Source organism: Pseudobutyrivibrio sp. JW11, from assembly GCF_900115355.1.
In the GTDB taxonomy this organism is placed as follows: domain Bacteria; phylum Bacillota; class Clostridia; order Lachnospirales; family Lachnospiraceae; genus Pseudobutyrivibrio; species Pseudobutyrivibrio ruminis.
Genome location: NZ_FOWB01000014.1, coordinates 17623 through 39580, shown reverse-complemented (window position 1 = coordinate 39580; position 21958 = coordinate 17623). Strand labels below are relative to the sequence as shown.

The following is a 21958-nucleotide window of genomic DNA, read 5'->3' as shown; positions in this document are numbered from 1 at the left end:
AATAATGGGAAGTATAACTGAAGGGAGTCTTCCATCAGAATTAAAGGGACTGTCGGAAGTAGAAGGACTATCAATCGAAAGTGGATTGAAGTTCTGCGGTAGTGTTAGAGAATTTGATAAGTTTTTGGAGGCATTCTATTACGATATAGACGGGAAGCAGGCGGAGCTTCTTGATGCATTTCAAAATGGTGATATCGAGTATTTTACAATCAAGGCACATGCATTAAAAACATCTGCCAGAATGATTGGAGCTAAGCAATTATCAGAGATGGCGCTTGGATTGGAAATGGCTGGAAAGGCCAATGACAAAGGATATATAAGGGCCAATCTAGATGATTTTATAAAGCTTTACGTTAGCTACAAAACACGTTTGTTTCCATATATGTCCTGGAAACAGCAGCAAAAAGCAAACAAGAAACCTATATCTGATGAGGAATTAAAGGAAGCTTTTGCAGCATTAAAAGAAGTGAGTCCATTGATGGATTACGATGCTGTTGAGATGATCTTAGAGGAATTGGATAAATATAAACTCCCAATCCAGGCTCAAAAGAGGGTTGCAGAAATTACCAAGCAACTTCGAAGAATGGATTGGGATAAAATTGAAATATTATTGGCGGAATAATTAAATATATCCGCCGTCCACACCAATAATTTGCCCTGTCATATATGATGGGGCTTTTATTATGCCAAGAACTGTTTCGGCTATTTCATCTGGTTGACAGAATCGACCAATAGGAATTTCTTCTGCAAGTTCAGCTTTTTCATTTTCTGAAAGCATGTCGTTCATATCTGTATCCACCACACCGCATGTGATGGCATTAACGGCGATATTGTTTGGCGCAAGCTCCTTGGCCAAAGCTTTTGTAAAGGAATTGACGCCGCCCTTTGTGGCAGAATATGCAACTTCACAACTGGCTCCAACGGTGCCCCACATAGAGCTGATATTAATAATGTTGCCAGATTTTTTGTTTACCATGGAAGGAACTACGACTTTGGCAGTGTAGAACAGAGGGGAAAGGTTGGTGTTAACCATTGTGTTCCACTGGTCTACGGACATATCTGTTAATAATCCTATATGAGCAATCCCTGCATTGTTGACAAGTACATCTACCTGGCCAAGCTTAGCCAAAGCATCATTGCAGGAATCTATTACAAAACTACTATCAGAAATATCACCTTGATAGGTATAAACTTCCACTTTATATTGGTCTTTTAAATCAGAAGCTAATTGATTCAGCATTTCTATATTGTTATGACAAAACAATGCCAGATGATATCCTTCTGCAGCAAGGGCTACAGCAATGGCTTTTCCGATTCCTCGGCTGGCACCTGTGATAATTGCAGTTTTCTTCATAAATATACGCCTTTCCAATGTAATATCTGTGCTTAGTATAACACAATACGCTAGAGACTGTTGTATACACAATTAATAATTATTTAAGAAAGATTTCAGATAAAAGCCTTGAGAAAATGAAATACTATTGGTATAATTTTTACATGAAAAACTTCCTAGCAAATATAAAATTAGTGAATGTCACTAATCTGTTTTATAGTTTTTCAAATACGTCGCAAAGGTGGTAGACATCATGAAAACAACAATTACTGGAAAGAACATTGAGTTAACACAGGGATTAAAGGACGCAGTGGAGGAGCGTTTTAAGAAATTAGACAAATACTTCAATAAGGACACAGAAGCTATCGTTACTTTAGACGTAGAGAAAGGACGTCAGAAAATAGAGGTTACTATTCCAATGAAAGGCTCTTATCTTAGAGCAGAGGAAGTTACTTCAGATATGTATGCTTCAATCGAAGCAGTTACAAACACATTAGAAGCTCAGTTAAAGAAACACAGAAATAAAATTATAGATAGGAAACAATCAGATTCTAGAACAATATTTGCACAGGATTTCATCGAGGAGAAGGATTCAGACGAAGAGACAATCCAGATTATCCGTAAGAAAACATTCGATATGAAACCAATGTATGCTGAGGATGCATGCCTTGAAATGGAAATGTTAGGACATGACTTCTTTATGTTCCGCAATGCAGATACTGATGAAATCAACGTTGTTTATAAGAGAAAAAATGGAGCTTACGGTTTAATTGAACCAGAGTTCTAAATTCGCAATTTTATAATAAAATTTTCAAGGAATTTTAACCTCCTGATTATATAATCTCCGCTTTGCGAGAAATATATATCAGGAGGTTATTTTTATGCTATTGAAGAATTTAGGAAGAAATATGCACAGCTACAGAAAGTCTAATGGTTGGAGCCAAGAGACTATGGCGTGGAAACTGAAATGTGCACCTTCAACCCTTTCTGGAATAGAAACAGGTAAAACTTGTCCCAGTGTAAAGACATTTGACAAAATTTGCGTTGAGTTCGAGGTAAATGGTGTTGATTATCATGAACTGACAATGGATGAGAACCTGGAATTCCAAAAAGTTAAGGAGGAACTGATTTTGGCCTTAAATTCTAAGGGGAAAAAGACAATAGAGAAGAAATTAGAGAAGTTTAAGAAGTATATGGATCACGAAAACGAGGAGCATCAGAAATATGTGTTGCTTAGTGATTTGGTTTATATGCTGAAAAGCGGAATGGATAAGGAGGAATTTATTGAACGAATAGAGGAACTGTTTCCTACAAATAATGGGACGGAGAAATCCGATATGCTGACAGGTCAGCATTTTACTAAACTAGAACATTTTGGTATTTATCTGAAAGCTAACGCACTTCTGGAGACGGGCTATTTGGAAAAAGCCCAGGAGCTGTATGAGTTATTGTTAAATAATGGTTTTAACGACAACACTGATTACTATAGAAAAAGATGTAATTCTGTTTCCGCTGGTTTAGCTAAACTGCTTATAGCAAAGCATGAATATAGGAAGGCGGAAAAGTGTATTGGATATATCTTTTCAAAAGCTATAAAAAACATAGATGGAAGAGTGTTCTTCCAGGTTATGTGTCTGCAACAAGAATTGTTTAAAGAAATGGGAAATACTGAGGGTGAGAAAATAATAAATGACTTCTTTGAAGCGGCGGCAGCTATGATAAATTATTTTAATAAGTATTACACCATAACAGACTAATAAAGTAGATAAATAAAAAAGTGACTTTATATATTGAAAGAAAAAACGTATAATGTGGTTCGGAAAAAACATTTTTAAAGAGGATATATTATGGATATAGTAGTTTTAGCAGGCGGACTTAGCTCTGAGCGTGACGTATCTTTTAAATCTGGTTCAATGGTAGCAGAAGCACTTAGAGCCAGAGGACATAGAGCATTAGTACTTGATGTTTTCATGGGATATTCTGATGCAGAGTGTGATATCACAGATATTTTCGAGGACAGCATCAACAATTCAGTTAAGGTTGAAACTATCCCATCAGAGGCACCAGATATCGATGCAATCATCAAAAGCAGAGCAGATCAAAGCCCAAGCTTTTTCGGACCAAACGTTATAAAGATTTGTCAGAAGGCTGATATTGTATTTATGGCGCTTCATGGCGGAGATGGCGAAAGTGGTAAGGTTCAGGCTGCCTTTGATTTATATGGAATTAAATACACAGGAAATGATTACATTTCAAGTGCCATAGCTATGGATAAGCAGATGACAAAGGAATTCTTCAACAGAGCAGGAGTTCCAACACCAGTTGGTACATCTCTTAAAAAGGCAAACAGAAAGGGATTCAAGTTTGATAAATTCCCTTGCATCGTTAAGCCAAACTGCGGTGGTTCTTCCATTGGAGTTACAATCGTAGAAAAGTCAGAGGATTTAGATGCAGCTTTAGATGCAGCATTTGAATGGGAAGATGAAGTTGTAATTGAGCAGTTCATTAAGGGACGTGAGTTCTCTGATGGTGTTATGGAAGGCAAGGCACTTCCTGTTATCGAAATCGCACCAAAGCAGGGATTCTACGATTACAAGAATAAATATGCAGCTGGTTCTGCAGTAGAGACATGCCCAGCAGATATTAGCGAGAAAGCTACTCAGGCCATGAAGAAATACGCCGAGATGGCATTCAAGGCACTTGGACTTACAACATATGCACGTATGGACTTTATGATGGATGAAGACGAAAACATCTACTGTCTTGAGGCAAACACACTTCCAGGAATGACACCAACAAGCTTACTTCCACAGGAAGCAAAGGTTATTGGAATGGATTTCGAAGATTTATGCGAGCATTTGATTAAGGTGTCTTTAAAGAAATACTAAGATATAGAAGTAAGAGTGATATTTATGAAGAATATGACATTGGCAAGGATTGCCGAAGTTACAAATGGAAAATTGGTTTTAGTACCAGGTTGTGAAGCAGCAAAAAATCAAGAAATTGCAGGAGCTGTAAATGATAATCGTAAGGTTGAAAAGGATTTCCTTTTCATTCCTATGGTTGGTGCTCGTGTAGATGGACATGATTTCATAGAGGATGCATTTTCAAAGGGTGCGTTAGCTTCATTGTCAGAAAAAGAGCTTGATAATCCTAGCGGACCATATATTCAGGTTCAGGACACAAAGCTTGCACTTAAGCAAATTGCAACAGCGTACAGAATGGAGCTTTCTATTCCAGTAGTTGGTGTTATTGGTAGTGTAGGAAAGACTAGTACAAAAGAAATGATTACATCAGTTCTTGAAACAAAGTTTTCTGTTTTAAAGACTGAGGGCAACTTCAATAACGAAATCGGTCTTCCGCTTACAATCTGCAGAATAAGAGATAATCATCAGGTCGCAGTTGTTGAAATGGGAATATCTGATTTTGGAGAAATGCATCGACTTGGCGATATTGCAAAGCCAGACATTGTTGTTATGACAAATATTGGCCAGTGTCATTTGGAGTTTTTAAAGTCTAGAGACGGTATTCTTCAGGCAAAGACAGAGGTATTTGAACACATGCCAAAGAATGGTCTTGTTATCCTTAATGGTGATGATGACAAGCTAATTAATGCCGACACACTTGGGCTTAGAAAGATTTTCTATGGTCTAAACGGTCAGCAAATCAATGCCACTGACGTAAAGCCAAATGGTCTTACTGGAACAGATGCTACTCTCAATATGGATGATGAACATATCGATGTTACAATTCCATTGCCAGGCAGCCATAACGTTATGAATGGTCTTGCAGCAGCTGCTGTTGGAAAAGAGCTTGGTCTTACAATTCAGGAGATTGCAAAAGGCTTATCAAAGGCTGAAACAATTGCCGGTAGAAATAACATTATCACTATTCGTGATATCAATATCATCGATGATTGTTACAATGCAAACCCTGTATCAATGAAGGCTTCTATTGAGGTCCTTGGAAAGGCTACAGGCAGAACAATTGCAGTCCTTGGTGATATGGGAGAGCTTGGACAGGATGAGCGCGAGCTTCATTATGAAATTGGACAGGCTTTAGAGGATAATCATATTGGCTATGTATTCACTGTAGGAGATTTATCAGAAGAGATTAATAAATCATTATCTCAGAAGAATAGCTCTTGCATGGCTCATCATTATACTGATGTGGATGTTATGCTTGAGGATTTACTTCCTATCATCCGCGGTGGAGATACCATTTTAGTAAAGGCATCACACTTTATGAACTTTACAAAAGTAGTTGAAGCGTTAAAAGAAAGATTGGCATAAATATTAAAGGCACCTCATATGAGGTGCCTTTTGTTTTAGATTAATGTTGCGTCCTTTTTTAATTGTTCCTCAAGAATTCCTCTTACGTATGCGCCAGGTTTCTTTTTGTTGTCGCCCTCAAGTGCTGTAGTGTCAATTGCAGGGCAGAAAGTAACGATAACGTGAGTTTTCTTTAAACGAGGAAGATGTGTCTCAAAAACTTCTCTTGTGTTTGTGAAAGCTACTGGTATGATAGGACAACCAGTTTTTGTAGCAATCTTAAAGCTTGCTTCGTGGAATTCAGCCATCTCGCCAGTCTTTGAACGAGTACCCTCAGGGAAAACAAACATTGAAATGCCAGATTTAATGTATTCCTGAGCTTTTATAATAAGCTTTAAATCTTGTCTAGGATCTGTTCGTGTAAGGAATAGGCAATAATTCATGTACATCCAAACATTTAAAAGTGGTACCTTTTCAAAAGTTTTCTTTGAAAGGAAACCAGTGACTGCTGGGCAAAGGTGATAACCAAGTACTACATCGAAAAAGCTTTGATGGTTACCAATGAAAAGTACTGCTTTGTCCTTTGGAATATTCTCAAGTCCTTTTACTTCGTATTTTACTCCGGCTAAGAATGCAACTACGCCAAATGCCCAAGCTACAATGTTGTAAGCAATTTTATCCTTGGCTGGTTTATTGAACAAACCTAAGATAAGAAGAATTAGCCAGATTGGAATACTGCAAATTAGGAATATAACAACGAAAGCTACAGTTATTATGGTTCTAATCATAGAGTCCTCCATATTTTGATGTATTATTCAGATATTTTCTCCGAATATATATATTATAGAATAGCTACTATTAATTATCAATGTAGCGAAAATGAATAATTACTCACAAAAAGTGAATGGTATTAATAAACTATCAGTTATATCTAAATTTAATTTGGCATAAAATGGTGATGATAGTAAGTGGTTCAGGAGTTTTTTATAATAATTATTCAAAATAGCGGCCGTACTTTTTGACAAAATTCACAAAAAGTGATAAAATGGCCCCAACGACATAAGAGTATATCATTAAATACTCAAATGCTAGAAAAGGGGGAGGACATCATGGAACGCGAGGACTTTGACAAAGTACGTGAATCGGTTAGATCGCAGTGCGGTAGTAGAGTTGTAATTCAGTTAGACAGAGGACGTAATAAGGTAGACATCCAGCAGGGTGTTATACAGGAGGCTTATCCTAGTGTATTCACTATCTTAGTTGACGACACAGAAACAAGCCCATCACAGTTACTTTCTTTCAGTTATACAGATATTATTACTAAAGAGATTCGCATGAAACTTTGCTAAGCTTGGCTTGCTAGTTACAACTAAATATGGATTTGGTAGGACCGTCGGATTATTCCGGCGGTTCTTTTTTGTTTTTTTGTGAAGGATATCTGAATAGTTGTGTAAAATTATTGAAAACTGGGCTTGTAACTTGTATCATAATGTAGAGAGATTATGAGAATTTGCACTAGATATTGGGCCTAAGGCTCAGGTTTTTGGAGATAGTGTTTATGAAATACAAAAAAATATTTAAGTCTGTTTTGGGAGTAGCCCTTATAGGCTGTCTTCTTGCATCAGATTCAATTATTTCTAAAGCGGTACGTTCTGTTTCGGAAATCGAGGCGGAGCAGGATGCTTTACAGGATGAAATCGACACATTGGATTCTGATTTATACGAATTAGTTAGTCAGATAACAGAAATAGAAACAGCCATTTCAGATACAGAAGCAGAAATAGAAGAAACAGCAGCAGCCTTGCAGGAAGCGCAGGATGCAAGGGATGAGCAGTACGAAGCTATGAAGCTCAGAATCAAATACATGTATGAGACTGAGGATCCTAGCGTTTTTGAAATGTTACTTGAGTCTGGTTCCATAAGCCAGTTTTTAAATAGACTAGAATACGCAAGCAGCGTTTACGACTATGATAGAGAAAAGCTTGAACAGTTCGAAGCTACACAAGCCGAAATCGAGGAATTGGCAACTGCCCTTGATGAGGAAAAGGCAGGTTTGGAAGCTTCCAAATCAGAATTAGCAACTCAGGAATCAGCCCTTGAAACTATGATTAGTGAAAAGCAGGGTGAGATGGATGATTTGGATGAAGAGCTGAAGGAAGCAAAGGAAATAGCAGCAAGAGAAGCGGCACTTGCAGCAGCAAGAGCAGCAGCTGCAGCGGCAGCAAATGGCAACACATCCGGTGGTGCCAACACTTCAGCAAGTTCAAGTTACAATGTTAATGGAGACTTGAATCCTGGTTACGCTACTGGCATTAGCGGTTCCAGTGTTGTCTCATATGCAAACCAATTCGTTGGAAATGCCTATGTATGGGGAGGTAATTCCCTTACAAATGGATGTGACTGTTCAGGTTTTGTTCAGCAGGTATTAGCCAACTTTGGCGTTACTTATGGTTCGCGAATGACTTCTGGTTCATTTAGGAGTGTGGGTCAAGAAGTTAGTTATAATTATATGCAACCCGGTGATATAGTTTGCTACCCAGGACACGTAGCAATATACCAAGGTGGAGGTACAATTGTGGAAGCACAAAGTACTGCTACAGGTATTACTAATTACCGATCAGTTAATTGCCATTCAATAATTACTATACGAAGGGTACTATGAGAATCAATAAACTCGTAAAACCTATAGTGTTAATTCTGTGCGTAGCTGTAATGGTCTACGCACTTCTTACTATGGGAAACAACAGAGCAAAGCTTGACTATCAGGAGCATCTTGAGGATACAGCGGTTACCGTTGATTCAGAGGAAATCACATTCCAAGATTTGGCTTTTTATATCCTCTACGAAGAAGGTAAGATAGAAGAGCAGGCTAGAATCTATAATCCTGATTACACCAAGGATTACTGGAATCTTCACACAAACGATACCTTTATCCAATTGGAAGCGAAGGAGGTTGTGCTGGGGATGGCTGTGCATGACCATCTTTTTTATCAGATGGCAGTGGCAGAGGGCATGGATACCCTTACAGACGAGGAAGAGCAGGAACTGGAATATCGAATTACAGATTTTTGGGAAGACCTGCTTGATATTCAATGGGAAAAGCTTCCATGTTCAGAAGAAACTATCAACGAACAAATCAGACTTGCAGCCATAGCTGAAAAATATCAGAACTATTTGGCAGAGGAGCTTGGCCCTAGTCAGGCTGCCTACAAGTATGATGGATACTATTATCAACAGATAATGGAGCAACACCAGGTCAAAACAAATGACAAACTTTGGGACAGACTGGTACTTGGTGATATTACACTATCCCACGGTAAACTTAATTATATTAATGGATTAACTGATGAGGACAAGAAAAAGAAATAAAAGAAGAAAGGCAATAGAAATGGTTAAATTAAACAGAAACGACCCTTGCTGGTGTGGCAGTGGCCGTAAATACAAGCAGTGCCATGAGGCAATGGATAGAAAAATAGAAAGCTTTGCAGTTAAGGGCCACAAGGTTCCAAGACATGATATGCTCAAAACACCAGAGCAGGTTGCTAAGATTAAAGAATCTGCAGTTATTAATATGGCATGTCTTGATGCAGTTGCAGAGGCTATCTGCGAAGGTATGCCAACATCTGAAATCGATAGAATCGTACACGATACAACAATTAAAATGGGAGGTATTCCAGCACCACTTAACTACGAGGGCTTCCCATATAGCGTATGTACATCTGTAAATGATCAGGTATGTCATGGATATCCATCTAAGGATGTTATTCTTAAAAGTGGAGATATCGTAAATGTAGACTGTTCTACAATTCTTGATGGTTATTTCTCCGATTCATCAAGAATGTTTATGATTGGCGATGTAGATCCAGAGACAAAGAAGCTGGTTGAAGTAACAAAGGAATGCTGCGATTTAGGCTTGGCACAGGTTAAGCCATGGGGATTCCTTGGCGATGTAGGTGCTGCTATTTGCGAGCATGCTCATGCAAATGGATACCAGGTTGTACGTGAAATCGGTGGCCATGGTGTAGGCTTGGAGTTCCATGAGGATCCATGGGTTGGATACAACACGCTTCCTGGCACAGAACTACTATTAGTTCCAGGATTCATGTTTACAATTGAGCCAATGATTAACATGGGCACACAAAAAATCAAAACTGACCCTAACAACGGTTGGGAGGTTTCTACTTTAGACGGTAAGCCTTCTGCTCAGTGGGAATATCAGGTACTTGTAACAGAAACAGGCTATGAGGTAATTTCATATTGATGCGATTAGATAAATTACTGGTTGAATTAAATATCGGAACCAGGTCTGAAGTAAAGGCTCTTCTAAAGAAGGGCCTTATTTTAGTTGACGGAGAAAAAATAAATAAACCTGAAACAAAGGTAGATGAAAATAGTGTAACTATTTCTTATGGCGGCAAAGACTATGCTTATGCCCAGTTCCACTACTATATGATGAATAAACCAAAAGGAGTGATTACAGCCACTGAGGACAAAAAAGAAGCTACAGTAATGGATTTGTTTTACCGCGAATGTCCTGATGCACCAAAAGGCTTAGCCCCTGTTGGTAGATTAGATAAAGATACTACTGGTTTGCTCCTTATCACAAATGATGGAGCCTTGGCTCATGAATTATTATCCCCCAAAAAACATGTAGATAAAACGTATTTTGTTACTTTGGATGGCCCTCTTACATCTGAGGATATAAATGCACTTGAAAATGGCGTTCATATTGGTGAAGGAGACTTAACAGCACCTTCTACCATCAAATATGAAGGTGGAAATACATGTTATATAACAATTCATGAAGGAAAATTTCATCAAGTAAAAAGAATGTTTTTTGCAGTTGGAAGACAGGTGCTAGAGCTGAAAAGAACGGCGTTTGGACCACTTTTGTTGGACGAGGAATTACTACCCGAAAGTCACATCATCGAACTAAAGCGTGAAAGTTTTTATTGACGATTTAATTTACAAAGTTTAATATAATTTCAACGAGGGGTTTTAGCCTTTAAAGTGATGAAGTAAGAAAGTGGAATATGCTTTTTGGGGAAAGCCTATTTCATGTCATAGGAGGGATTAGTATGAAGAAAAGAATGTTAAGCCTTGCTCTTTGCGGTGCAATGGTAGCAACGATGTTTGCAGGATGTGGGGACAATAGTGCATCAACAGGTTCGTCTGAGAATGTTGACACATCAGGAGAGCTTACTTGGAAGATTGGTGGTATTGGACCAACTACAGGAGGAGCTGCTCAGTACGGACAGGGTGTTATGAATGCAATACAGATTGCTGTAGATGAAGTTAATGCAGCAGGCGGTATCAACGGATATCAGGTAGCATTTAATTTCCAGGATGATGAGGCAGATCCTCAGAAGGCAGTTAATGCTTACAACACATTAAAGGATTGGGGAATGCAGATTCTTGAAGGTACTGTAACATCAGGCGCATGCGCAGCAGTATCTGCAGAGACTTACAATGATAGAATCTTCCAGATTACACCATCTGCATCATCAACAAGTGTTACTGAGGGACATGATAATACATTCCAGATTTGTTTCTCAGATCCTAACCAGGGTACAGTTTCAGCTGATTACATTGCAGAAAATGGTCTTGGAAGCAAAATTGGTATTATCTATGATAGCTCAGATCCATATTCAACAGGTGTATATCAGAACTTCGCTACAGAGGCAGCAAATGTAGGACTTGAAATCGTAGCAACAGAAGCTTTTACAGCTGATTCAAAGACAGATTTTACAACACAGCTTCAGAAATGTAAGGATGCAGAAGCAGATCTTCTTTTCCTTCCATTCTATTACACAGAAGGCTCAATCGTACTTACACAGGCTAACAAGATGGGCTATGAGCCAACAATGTTTGGTGTAGACGGATTCGACGGATTACTTGGTGTTGAAAACTTCGATGTAAGCCTTGCAGAAGGTGTATATCTTCTTACACCATTCGCAGCTGATGCTGAGGATGAGGCAACACAGTCATTCGTTTCTAAGTATGAAGAGCAGTACGGCGGAACACCAAACCAGTTCGCAGCTGATGCTTACGATGGAATCTACATCCTTAAGGAAGCACTTGAGTCAGCAAATCTTACTCCAGAGGCTTCAAATGAGGAAATCTGCGAAGCACTTATCGCAGCAATCCAGGAAGTAAACTACGATGGACTTACAGGAGAAGGCATGACATGGAATGCAGCTGGTGAAGTTTCTAAATCACCAAAGGCTGTCATCATCCAGGATGGTGGATACGTATCTGTACAGTAATCCACATCCTCATCTAAATAATGTACATCAATGACGATGCGATAACCTCCCCATTACCGCGGGGAGGCCGCATCGTGTTTAAATTATACGGGAAAGAGAGTAGTAATTATGGGTTTTTTAACTTATTTAGTTAATGGGTTAAGCCTTGGTAGCGTTTATGCCCTTATAGCACTTGGTTATACCATGGTTTATGGTATTGCAAAGATGCTTAATTTTGCCCACGGAGATGTAATCATGATTGGTGCATACGTGGTGTTTATGTGCATGTCCAATTCCGGCATGCCTGCTGTTGTTTCTATTGTTATTTCAATAGTATGCTGCACAGCCTTAGGAATGATAATAGAAAAGATAGCATACAAACCACTTAGAAAGGCAACAAACCTAGCGGTCTTGATTACAGCTATCGGTGTCAGCTACTTCTTGCAGAATATGGCACTTATGATATTTGGCTCAAATCCAGTATCCTTTACATCTGTTATTAATTGGGAAGGCCTTTCATTTGCAGACGGCGCACTAAAGATTACAGGAAATGCCATTGTTACAATCATCACTTGCGTTGTTATCATGATTGTATTGATGTGGTTTGTAAAGAACACTAAGCCAGGTCAGGCAATGAGAGCTGTATCAGAAGATAAGGATGCTGCAGTGCTGATGGGAATTAACGTAAATGCAACTATTTCTCTTACATTTGCAATCGGCTCTGGACTTGCAGCAATCGCAGGTGCATTGCTTTGCTCGTCATATCCATCACTTACTCCATACACAGGCTCAATGCCAGGTATCAAGGCATTTACAGCTGCTGTATTTGGTGGTATTGGTTCTATTCCAGGAGCACTTGTTGGTGGATTACTACTTGGAATAATCGAGATATTAGCTAGAGCTTATATTTCAAGTCAGCTTGCAGATGCTATCGTATTTGCAGTGTTAATCATCGTATTGCTTGTTAAGCCAACTGGTATTTTAGGCAAGCAGATTAAAGAGAAAGTGTAGGTGACAGAAATGAAGAAACTAAACAAATCTACACAAAAATTAATAACAACCGTAGCGGTAATAGTTGTTCTTTACATCATAATGTCAATAATGGATGGAACTGGAAATCTAAGCTCTTTAATGAGCGGATTATTGGTTCCAGTATGTGCATATTCTTTGGTGGCTGTTGGACTTAACCTTTGTGTTGGATATTTGGGTGAGCTTTCACTTGGACATGCAGGATTTATGTGCGTCGGCGCATTCACATCTGCGTTTTTCTCAAAGTTATTCCAGGATTCCATCCCAGATGTACCACGTTTCATCCTTGCTCTTATCATCGGAACTATAATGGCTGCATTATTTGGATTCTTGATTGCCATTCCAGTACTTAGATTAAGCGGTGATTACCTTGCAATCGTTACACTTGCATTTGGCGAGATTATCAAAAACGTAATCAATGTTTTGTACGTAGGTGTTGATTCAAATGGACTTCATTTTTCAATCAAGGACCAGATGTCACTTGGTATGGAGCCTACCGGCAAAATGCTTGTAAATGGTGCCCAGGGAATCACAGGAACACCTAGACAATCAACATTTACTATAGCAGTACTTCTTTTGATAATTGCGCTTATCGTAACACACAATTTTGTAAACTCAAGAACTGGTAGAGCAGTAAAGGCAATCAGAGACAATCAGATTGCAGCAGAGACAGTAGGTCTTCCAGTTACAAAGTATAAGCTTGTTGCATTTACAATTTCTGCAGCAATAGCAGGTGTAGGTGGAGTTTTATATGCTCACAATATCAACTCCCTTACAGCTACAACAAACAACTTCGGCTACAACATGTCTATCATGATTCTTGTATACGTAGTTCTTGGTGGAATTGGAAATTTCTCTGGTTCTGTAATTGCAGCAGTTGTTCTTACAATGTTGCCAGAAATGCTTAGAGGACTTTCAACATACAGAATGCTTATTTACTCAATTGTCTTGATTGTGCTTATGTTATTTAACTGGGCTCCAGCAATTCTTAAGTGGCGTGAGGAACACGGCATTACTACAGCGGCAATTGTTGGCAAGTTTAAAAAGACAAAGGAGGTGCGCTAATGAGCTTACTTGAAGTTACTAATCTTGGCATTTCCTTTGGTGGACTTAGAGCCGTAGATGAATTCAATTTGAAAATTGAGCAGGGAGAGCTGTATGGATTAATTGGTCCTAATGGTGCTGGTAAGACTACAGTTTTCAACATGCTTACAGGTATTTACCAGCCAACAGATGGAAAAATCTTCCTTGATGGAAAAGATATTACAGGAAAGAAAACTGCAGAAATCAATAAAGCTGGTATAGCTAGAACATTCCAAAACATCCGTCTTTTTGGAGATCAATCAGTACTTGATAATGTAAAAATCGGATTACACAATTCCTTTGACTATGGAACGGCCACTGGAATCTTCAGATTGCCTAAATATTTCAATGTGGAAAAGGCAATGGATGAAAAGGCGCTTGAAATTTTGTCGGTGTTTGGACTTGATAAGGAAGCAGATGTACTAGCATCAAATCTTCCTTATGGAAAGCAAAGAGAGCTTGAAATAGCCAGAGCACTTGCTACAAATCCAAAGCTTCTTTTATTGGATGAGCCAGCAGCTGGTATGAATCCAAACGAGACAAAGGACTTGATGAACACAATCGCGCTGATTAGAAAAGAATTCGGCGTAACAATTCTCCTGATTGAGCATGATATGAAGCTGGTTTCAGGTATCTGCGAGAAGCTTACAGTTTTAAACTTTGGTCGTGTGCTTTCACAGGGGCAGACAACTGATGTACTAAACGACCCAGAAGTAATTAAGGCATATTTAGGAGAATAATTAAGAATAAAATCTAGAGGTTTACATATGTTAAAGGTTGAAGATTTAGTTGTTAATTACGGTGTTATTCAAGCACTCAAGGGCATTAGCTTTGAAGTAAATGAAGGCGAGGTAATTGCCCTTATCGGAGCTAATGGCGCTGGTAAGACAACAACATTACAAACAATTTCAGGAATGCTTACTCCTACCTCAGGAAAAGTACTGTTGGAAGGCACAGATATTACTAAGGTTCCAGGGCATAAAATCGTGTCCATGGGAATGGCTCACGTGCCTGAAGGACGTAGAGTTTTTGCGGGATTAACAGTACTTGAAAACTTGAAAATGGGAGCATATACTAGAAGTAACAAGAGTGAGATTGCAGATGCATTTGAGCGAGTTTACGAGAGCTTCCCAAGACTTAAGGAACGTCAAAATCAGCTGGCAGGAACACTATCAGGCGGAGAGCAGCAGATGCTTGCTATGGGACGCGCCTTGATGAGCCAGCCACGTATAGTTTTGATGGATGAGCCTTCAATGGGACTTTCACCAATCTATGTAGAAGAAATATTCAATATCATAGAATCTATCTCAAAGGCAGGCACCACAGTACTTTTAGTAGAGCAGAATGCTAAAAAAGCTCTTGCTATTGCGGATAGGGCTTATGTCCTTGAAACAGGCAATATAGTACTTTCTGGTGATGCAACAACTCTTCTAAATGACAACTCCATAAAGAAAGCTTATTTAGGTGAGTAGGGGGTACATCACATGGATGACAAAAAACTAGTTATCACAATCGCCAGAAGCTATGGCTCAGGAGGCTTGACTCTGGCAAAGAAGCTGGGAAAGGAATTGGGGATTCCTGTATACGACAGAGAAATTCTTCGTATGGCTTCAGATCAAAGTGGTATCAACGAGGAGATGTTCGGACAGGTTGATGAGCATGTTAGAAAGATATTCATGTCCGCAAAGGGCAAATACAAAGGCATGCCATTGACACCTGAGTATGCAGCATTTACTTCCGACGACAATCTTTTCGAACTGACGGCGGATGTTATCAAACGTATAGCTAACACAAGCAGTTGTATTTTCGTTGGTAGATGCGCAGATTATATTTTAAAGGATCGACCATATGTATTATCGCTTTTCTTCTATGCATCAGAGGATGATTGCTTGGAGCGACTCCACAAACAGGTTAGTGGAACAGATGAGGAGCTGATAAAACGTATGCACGATATCGACAAACATCGTGCCGACTACTATCGTTATTACACAGGTCATGATTGGAATGATGCTAGGAACTATGATTTCTGTTTAGATACAGGAGTTATGGATTATGACAAATTAATCGAAGTAGTAAAGTCATACATCGATATTAAAAACAGATAAGATTAACTATTAAAGAGAGTTACTTTGGCAATCAAAGCAACTCTCTTTTAATGTGCTTTAAACCCGGTAATTCTTGCTTTTGCAGGTAGGCAGTGTTAAAGTCTTTTTGTTAAGATTATAGGATGAAGGATTCTTGTATGGAGAAAAAAATAAAGGCAGTTCTATTTGATTTAGATGGAACCCTTACAGATACAGAAAAATACTATCAATCAGCATGGCCAGAGGCACTTAAGCATTTTGGATATGAGATGTCACCAGAGAAGCCACTTGAGCTTCGCTCCCTAGGAAGGCCATTCGTATTCGAAAAGTTTAGGGAATGGTATGGCGAAGATGTAGACTATTGGGCAATTCGAGATTATCGAAAAGCTTTGGTAGAGGATATTTTAAAAGAAGAAGGAATCCCTTTAAAGCCAGGTGTTCATGAAACACTTTCATGGCTTAAGGAGCATAACATCTTTATTTCTCTTGTGACAGCAAATGATAAAGAGCGTGCCCATAGATATCTTAAAAAAATTGGTCTCTTCGACTATTTCAACGCTATTATATGCGCAGATATGGTAGAGCAGGGGAAACCTGCGCCGGATATATACGCCTATGCGTGTAAAGAGTTGCAGGTGAATCCAGCAGACACTTTTGCAGTTGAGGATTCTCCAAACGGTTGCATGAGTGCCTATAGAGCAGGATGTAATGTAATAATGATTCCGGATTTATCGGAGCCAGACGAAGAACTGCAAAAGATTTTATATGCACGACTAGATAGTTTAATGGATATGAAAAGCTTATTTGAAGCCTAACCCAATCAGGAGTGATTAAATGAATTTAAAAGTATTAAAGACACTTGAATATGACAAAATAATAAATAGACTTGCAGAATTGGCAACATGCGAGGCGGGAAAGAAAAGATGCCTTGAGCTATTGCCAATAAACGATATAGAAGAAATCAAAATAATGCAGCAGGAGACAGCTTGCGCTTTTAATCGTCTTGTAAAGTTTTCAGATGTCAGCGCTAGCGGCACCACAGACTTGCGTCCATCCCTTGCCAGATTGGAGCTTGGCTCAAGCCTTACCATAGAAGAGATTCTTGCAGTGGCTTCAGTTCTTGAGGTTACAAAAAGAGTTGCAACCTATGGCAAGCAGATGGAAGAGGAAGATGCATTAACATTTTATTTTAATGGCCTTTCACCAGAGGTGGCCATCTTAAATGAAATCAGAAGATGTATTATTGATGAAGAGACAATTGCCGACGATGCCAGCACAGCTTTGTATGACATTCGTATGGGAATGAAAAGAACAAACGACAAGATTAAGTCAGTTATGAATTCACTTCTCAACAATACAACTACTCGTGGCTATTTACAGGAGCCAGTTGTTACAGTACGTGGCGGCAGATTTTGCTTACCAGTGCGCTCAGATTTTAAATCAAGAGTTCCTGGAATGGTACACGACCAGTCATCTACAGGTTCCACATTCTTTATTGAGCCAATGCAGGCTGTTGATTTAAATAATGAGTTGAGAGAGTTGCAGGTTCGTGAACAGGATGAAATTGCCCGCATTCTTGCAAATATCTCAAACAGAATTGCAGAATCATCAGAAGGTATCATCAGAAACTTTGAGCTTCTTACAGAAATCGATTTCATTCTTGCTAAGGGTCGTTATGCAATCGAGCTTAACGCCAGCAATCCAGAGTTTAACGAGGATGGAATCATTAATCTTAGAGGTGCAAGACATCCACTATTGGACCCTAAAAAGGTTGTAGCTACAGATATCAAGCTTGGTGAAGATTACAATCTCTTGCTTGTTACAGGTCCAAACACAGGTGGAAAGACAGTTTCGCTAAAGACATGTGGTCTTCTTACTTTGATGGCACAGGCTGGTCTTCACATTCCAGCAAAGGATAGAAGCCAGATTGCTGTTTTTGATGATGTATACGCAGACATTGGAGATGAGCAGTCAATTGAACAGTCCTTATCAACATTCTCATCTCATATGGTAAACATTGTCCACATTCTTGAGGCAATAAACAGTGGAAGCTATTCCCATGAGACAGAGGAAATGCTTGCAAAGACTCAAAAAGATTTGCATCTCTCAAAGGTAATATATGGAACTAATCAGGAAGCTAAGGTTCCGCAGTTCTTGATTCTTATTGATGAGCTTTGCGCTGGTACAGATCCAAAGGAAGGTGCAGCATTAGCCCAGTCTATTCTTGATAGATTACACACCTTGGATGTACGTACAATGGCAACTACTCACTACAGTGAGCTTAAGGTTTATGCTCTTTCGACAGAAGGAGTAGAGAACGCTTCATGCGAATTCTCACTTGAAACACTTAGCCCTACATATCATTTGATAATTGGTGTGCCGGGAAAATCCAACGCTTTTGCAATTTCATCAAAGCTTGGAATTCCTCAGGATTTAATAGATGACGCCCAGGGCCGTCTTTCAGAGGATGATAGATCATTCGAAGATTTGATGGTTGACTTAGAGCAGAAGCGTCACCAGGTGGAGGAAGATGCGGCAAAGGCAGCTGCAGACTTAAAGGAAGCAGAAGCAAAGCTTGCTAATGCCACAGCAAAAGAAGAAAAAATTAAATCACAGCGCGAAGAGCTTATTCGTCAGGCTCACGAGGATGCAGCAGCAATCCTTCAGGAAGCAAAGGATATTGCGGATGAAACTATTCGTGACTTTAATAAATTTGGTAAGGGCGGCGGCAACATTTCCGCAATGGAAGCAAAACGTGCAGCCCTTGGTAAAGGTATTAATAAATCAAAGAGCAAAGCAAAAGAAAAGGTTGAGGTTCAAGAGAATCATAATGTACCAACAAATCTTCATGTGGGAGATAAGGTAAAGGTATTGTCTATGAATCTAACTGGTAATGTATGCACTGCGCCTAATGCCAAAGGGGATGTTACTGTTCAGATGGGTATTATGAAATCTACAGTAAATATCAAAGATTTGGTACTTATCGAAGAGGAAGATAAATTCGTTCCAAAGAAGGGAACCAGAGTCAAGAATATGACTTACGGTGGTTTCAACAAAGCAGCATCTATTTCACCGGAAATCAATCTTCTTGGTTGTACAGTGGATGAAGGTATAGCGAAGCTTGAAAAATATCTTGATGATGCATATATCAGTCATCTTACATCTGTACGTGTTGTTCACGGTAAAGGAACAGGAGCTCTTAGAGCAGGTGTGCAGCAGTATCTTCGCAAGTGTAAAAATGTAGCAGAATTCCATCTTGGAGAGTTTGGCGAAGGTGATGCAGGTGTCACAATTGTAACGTTTAAGTAGTTCAAAAGATTTACTATATAATGTTAATCCTTGCAATTTTTCAACAATAGAAGTATATTATATAAAGTTGTCGAGAAATAAAGGGGAGCATTATGGAGACTAATAGAAAAGAATTATTAACAGATGATCATTTAAATAGCCTTTTAAATCAGGCTGTATTTAAGAAATACCCACTTTTAATATTGGGTAATCTGACACAAAACACATACTACATGCTTACTAGTGAGAATTTCACATCCACTAAGTGCAGCGTTGCTGGCACCTTCGATGAACTAATCGAATCAGGTTGTTCTACTATTCATGATATGGATAAGGATTTATTTAAGAAAACATTTTCTAGAGAGAACCTTCTGAAGGAGCACGAGAAAGGTGCAGATAAGGTAGAAATCAGAGTTATTCAGGAAGGCGACGATGGACAGCTTCGTAGAGTTGAAATTACAGATTTCTTTGTAGAGGATAAAGAAACTGATGATGTGTTAGTAGTGTCATTTAATCGAAATATGTAAAAATTAGGACTGGCCACATGGGCCAGTCCATTTTTTAATTTTTTATTACAGCTACGCCATATTTGTCTAGGTGTAGTTTTCCATCAACTGATGTACAAGAAATCAGTTCAAATCCATTTATCTTTGATATACATACTGGTTTATCAGTGCAGTTAAGATAGAAGTCATATCTAATATCATTAGCGAATCTAGTGTGTTTTTCGATTCCTGCTGGAAGCTTGCTATAAGGAATTTCAGCTCTATCAAGCATTTCGCGATATAGGAATTCGATGTCATCTTGATTAGTACGGCATGCTACATAGTATGCATATCCCTTTTCAAATTGATTTCTTGTAATGGCAGGAGTGCCAGCCATATAGTCGTTGTCATATCTTGCCAAAACATCTGCAGTTACATCTCTAAGTAATTCCTGGTAATCACGAACTGCAGCAGAGTGATATGTAAATCCTGTTTTATGTCTTATTCTAATATTTACAACATCTTCTGGATAAAGTGTATCGATTTCTTCAGAGCGAAGACCAAAAATATTGTGAAGCCCATCACCTGGAAATCCTCCAAGCCAGTTCAAACAACTTTTATCCACATAGCCGGTAAAGTAGGTTGCCATGAATTGTCCACCCTCACCGATGAAATCAGCTATCTTATCCCCAATTCCATCATGAAGAAGATAAAGCATTGGTGCACAAATAATTTTGTAATTTGACCAGTCCATATCAGAAGATATAATGTCTGGCTCAATTCCAAAGCTCATAAATTCATTGTAGATTTCCATACAGGTCTTGTCGTAGTTCTTTGTATCTTTTGCAAGAGCCCAAGCATCATCTATGGCCCACCTGTTGTCCCAGTCGAAAAGAATAGCTACTTTATTGTCTGAAACAGATCCTGTTATCTCTGATATGTGATTTAAATCATCACCAAGTGAAGCTACTTCCTTAAAAATTCTTGTGTCATTGGTACCAATATGGTCTATAACAGCACCGTGATATTGTTCGGAAGAACCTCTACCTTTTCGAATCTGGAAGTATTGAACGGTATCAGAACCTGTTGCAACAGCCTGCATTGATATAAGCTTATGTACCCCAGGACGGCGATATTTGTTATAAGGTCTCCAGTTAACCACTCCAGGAGCTGACTCCATCATCATGAAAGGTTGACCTGGCTTCATACTTCTAAATAAAGCATGATTGAAGCTACGCTCAAGCATAGTATCTGCATCAGACTGCCAGTTATTGTGGAGCTCAGGATAGTTGTCCCAGCTGATTACATCTATGAATTTACTCATATAGTGATAGTCGTAATCCATAAACATTTCCATAAAGTTTGTGGTGGTAGGTTCGGTTGCACCGTTTTCTCTTAAAGTGTCTATTTCAAACTTCATGAAATCTGTAGCGGACCAGGTGTTAAATCTTTTCCAGTCAAGATTGAGACCGAGCACGCAATTTTCGCCATTTGAGTAAGGTGGGTCAATCTGATCAAAGCTATTGAATTTGTGAGACCAAAAAGTGGTCCACCAGGCCTTATTCAATTTTTCAATGTCGTTATCATATCTATCTGCAAGCCATTCCTGGAACTTCTTGCGGCAAGTATCACAGTAGCAGTATCCACCTAACTCATTAGAGATGTGCCACATGAGAATGGCAGGATTTCCAGCAAAACGCTTTGCAAGGGCAGTGTCGATAATACGGACCTTCTCGCGGTATTCTGGAGACTGCATACAATGATTATGGCGAAGTCCATGATGATTTCTTACACCCATTTCATCGCAACGCATAGCAGATGGATATTTTTCATCAAGCCATGCAGGGCGAGCCCCGGATGGAGTTGCAAGTACAGTATAGATATTGTTGCTGTATAGTTTCTCAATGATAGCTGCAAGCCAATCTAAATTGATGTTTCCTTCTGTAGGTTCGTGTACAGCCCAAGAGAAAACACCTAAAGTGACAGTATTAATATGGGCATCTCGCATGTAGGCAATATCTTTATCCAGAATATCTGGTCTATCAAGCCATTGTTCTGGATTGTAATCACCCCCGTGTAAAATCCCAGAAATCTTTGTAAAAAGCCTGTTTCGTTCCATATTTTCTTCTCCTTATACTTA

Annotated in this window: 22 protein-coding genes; 19 read left to right on the top strand and 3 right to left on the bottom strand. The window is 39.0% G+C overall.

Features of this window, described 5'->3' with window-relative positions; translation table 11 throughout:
* Positions 1–4 precede the first annotated feature (4 nt).
* Positions 5–622, top strand: coding sequence for an Hpt domain-containing protein (locus BM102_RS11405; RefSeq protein ID WP_090482098.1), 618 nt, complete (start codon positions 5–7; stop codon positions 620–622).
* On the opposite strand, the gene ymfI is transcribed toward BM102_RS11405, so the two are convergent.
* Positions 623–1354, bottom strand: coding sequence for an elongation factor P 5-aminopentanone reductase (gene ymfI / locus BM102_RS11400; RefSeq protein WP_090482095.1), 732 nt, complete (start codon positions 1352–1354; stop codon positions 623–625).
* Between the two features lie 232 nt (positions 1355–1586).
* Between ymfI and hpf the strand changes: the two genes are divergently transcribed.
* The 4 genes from hpf (at position 1587) to BM102_RS11380 (ending at position 5625) form a co-directional block, all read left to right on the top strand.
* Positions 1587–2120: a ribosome hibernation-promoting factor, HPF/YfiA family gene (gene hpf, locus BM102_RS11395; protein WP_044936281.1), complete on the top strand. Its 534-nt coding sequence runs from the start codon at positions 1587–1589 to the stop codon at positions 2118–2120.
* A 94-nt stretch (positions 2121–2214) separates the two neighbouring features.
* Positions 2215–3090: a helix-turn-helix domain-containing protein gene (locus BM102_RS11390; protein WP_090482093.1), complete on the top strand. Its 876-nt coding sequence runs from the start codon at positions 2215–2217 to the stop codon at positions 3088–3090.
* Positions 3091–3180: 90 nt separating this feature from the next.
* A complete protein-coding gene (locus BM102_RS11385; protein ID WP_044936279.1) occupies positions 3181–4221 on the top strand; it encodes a D-alanine--D-alanine ligase family protein in 1041 nt (346 codons plus the stop codon).
* Positions 4222–4245: 24 nt separating this feature from the next.
* Positions 4246–5625 (top strand): UDP-N-acetylmuramoyl-tripeptide--D-alanyl-D-alanine ligase, encoded by a 1380-nt coding sequence (locus BM102_RS11380; RefSeq protein ID WP_090482090.1) that lies wholly within the window; start codon positions 4246–4248, stop codon positions 5623–5625.
* 35 nt (positions 5626–5660) lie between these two features.
* Here the strand turns inward: BM102_RS11380 and BM102_RS11375 are convergent, their stop codons facing one another.
* A complete protein-coding gene (locus BM102_RS11375; RefSeq protein WP_177194963.1) occupies positions 5661–6392 on the bottom strand; it encodes a lysophospholipid acyltransferase family protein in 732 nt (243 codons plus the stop codon).
* A 321-nt stretch (positions 6393–6713) separates the two neighbouring features.
* On the opposite strand from BM102_RS11375, the gene BM102_RS11370 reads away from it, so the two are divergent.
* The 14 genes from BM102_RS11370 (at position 6714) to BM102_RS11305 (ending at position 19860) form a co-directional block, all read left to right on the top strand.
* Complete coding sequence (locus tag BM102_RS11370) at positions 6714–6953, top strand: Veg family protein (RefSeq protein WP_033152984.1); 240 nt, start codon at positions 6714–6716, stop codon at positions 6951–6953.
* Between the two features lie 209 nt (positions 6954–7162).
* Complete coding sequence (locus BM102_RS11365) at positions 7163–8266, top strand: coiled-coil domain-containing protein (protein WP_049960316.1); 1104 nt, start codon at positions 7163–7165, stop codon at positions 8264–8266.
* Entirely contained in the window at positions 8263–8973 is a 711-nt protein-coding gene (locus BM102_RS11360) for a hypothetical protein (RefSeq protein WP_074792272.1), read from the top strand. The genes BM102_RS11365 and BM102_RS11360 overlap by 4 nt, the downstream gene beginning before the upstream one ends.
* A 19-nt stretch (positions 8974–8992) precedes the next feature.
* Positions 8993–9865, top strand: a complete 873-nt coding sequence (locus tag BM102_RS11355; RefSeq protein ID WP_044936754.1) for a methionyl aminopeptidase — start codon at positions 8993–8995, stop codon at positions 9863–9865.
* Positions 9865–10560, top strand: coding sequence for a pseudouridine synthase (locus BM102_RS11350; RefSeq protein ID WP_090482084.1), 696 nt, complete (start codon positions 9865–9867; stop codon positions 10558–10560). Before BM102_RS11355 ends, BM102_RS11350 begins: the two co-directional genes overlap by 1 nt.
* Positions 10561–10682: 122 nt before the next feature.
* Positions 10683–11870, top strand: a complete 1188-nt coding sequence (locus BM102_RS11345) for an ABC transporter substrate-binding protein (RefSeq protein ID WP_090482081.1) — start codon at positions 10683–10685, stop codon at positions 11868–11870.
* Between the two features lie 108 nt (positions 11871–11978).
* Positions 11979–12860 carry a branched-chain amino acid ABC transporter permease gene (locus tag BM102_RS11340; protein WP_044936268.1) on the top strand — a complete coding sequence of 294 codons (882 nt, stop codon included), beginning with the start codon at positions 11979–11981 and terminating at the stop codon, positions 12858–12860.
* A 9-nt stretch (positions 12861–12869) separates the two neighbouring features.
* The gene (locus BM102_RS11335) at positions 12870–13943 is read left to right on the top strand and encodes a branched-chain amino acid ABC transporter permease (protein WP_177194962.1); all 1074 of its coding nucleotides are present in this window, start codon (positions 12870–12872) and stop codon (positions 13941–13943) included.
* The gene (locus BM102_RS11330; RefSeq protein WP_044936266.1) at positions 13943–14701 is read left to right on the top strand and encodes an ABC transporter ATP-binding protein; all 759 of its coding nucleotides are present in this window, start codon (positions 13943–13945) and stop codon (positions 14699–14701) included. Before BM102_RS11335 ends, BM102_RS11330 begins: the two co-directional genes overlap by 1 nt.
* Positions 14702–14728: 27 nt before the next feature.
* A complete protein-coding gene (locus BM102_RS11325; protein ID WP_033152994.1) occupies positions 14729–15433 on the top strand; it encodes an ABC transporter ATP-binding protein in 705 nt (234 codons plus the stop codon).
* Positions 15434–15445: 12 nt separating this feature from the next.
* Complete coding sequence (locus tag BM102_RS11320; RefSeq protein ID WP_033152996.1) at positions 15446–16066, top strand: cytidylate kinase-like family protein; 621 nt, start codon at positions 15446–15448, stop codon at positions 16064–16066.
* Positions 16067–16203: 137 nt separating this feature from the next.
* Entirely contained in the window at positions 16204–16860 is a 657-nt protein-coding gene (locus BM102_RS11315) for an HAD family hydrolase (RefSeq protein ID WP_044936263.1), read from the top strand.
* A gap of 19 nt (positions 16861–16879) precedes the next feature.
* Positions 16880–19354 (top strand): endonuclease MutS2, encoded by a 2475-nt coding sequence (locus tag BM102_RS11310; protein ID WP_090482074.1) that lies wholly within the window; start codon positions 16880–16882, stop codon positions 19352–19354.
* Between the two features lie 92 nt (positions 19355–19446).
* Positions 19447–19860, top strand: a complete 414-nt coding sequence (locus BM102_RS11305) for a hypothetical protein (RefSeq protein WP_090395465.1) — start codon at positions 19447–19449, stop codon at positions 19858–19860.
* Positions 19861–19894: 34 nt separating this feature from the next.
* On the opposite strand, the gene BM102_RS11300 is transcribed toward BM102_RS11305, so the two are convergent.
* Entirely contained in the window at positions 19895–21937 is a 2043-nt protein-coding gene (locus BM102_RS11300) for a beta-galactosidase (RefSeq protein WP_090482071.1), read from the bottom strand.
* Between the last annotated feature and the right edge of the window lie 21 nt (positions 21938–21958).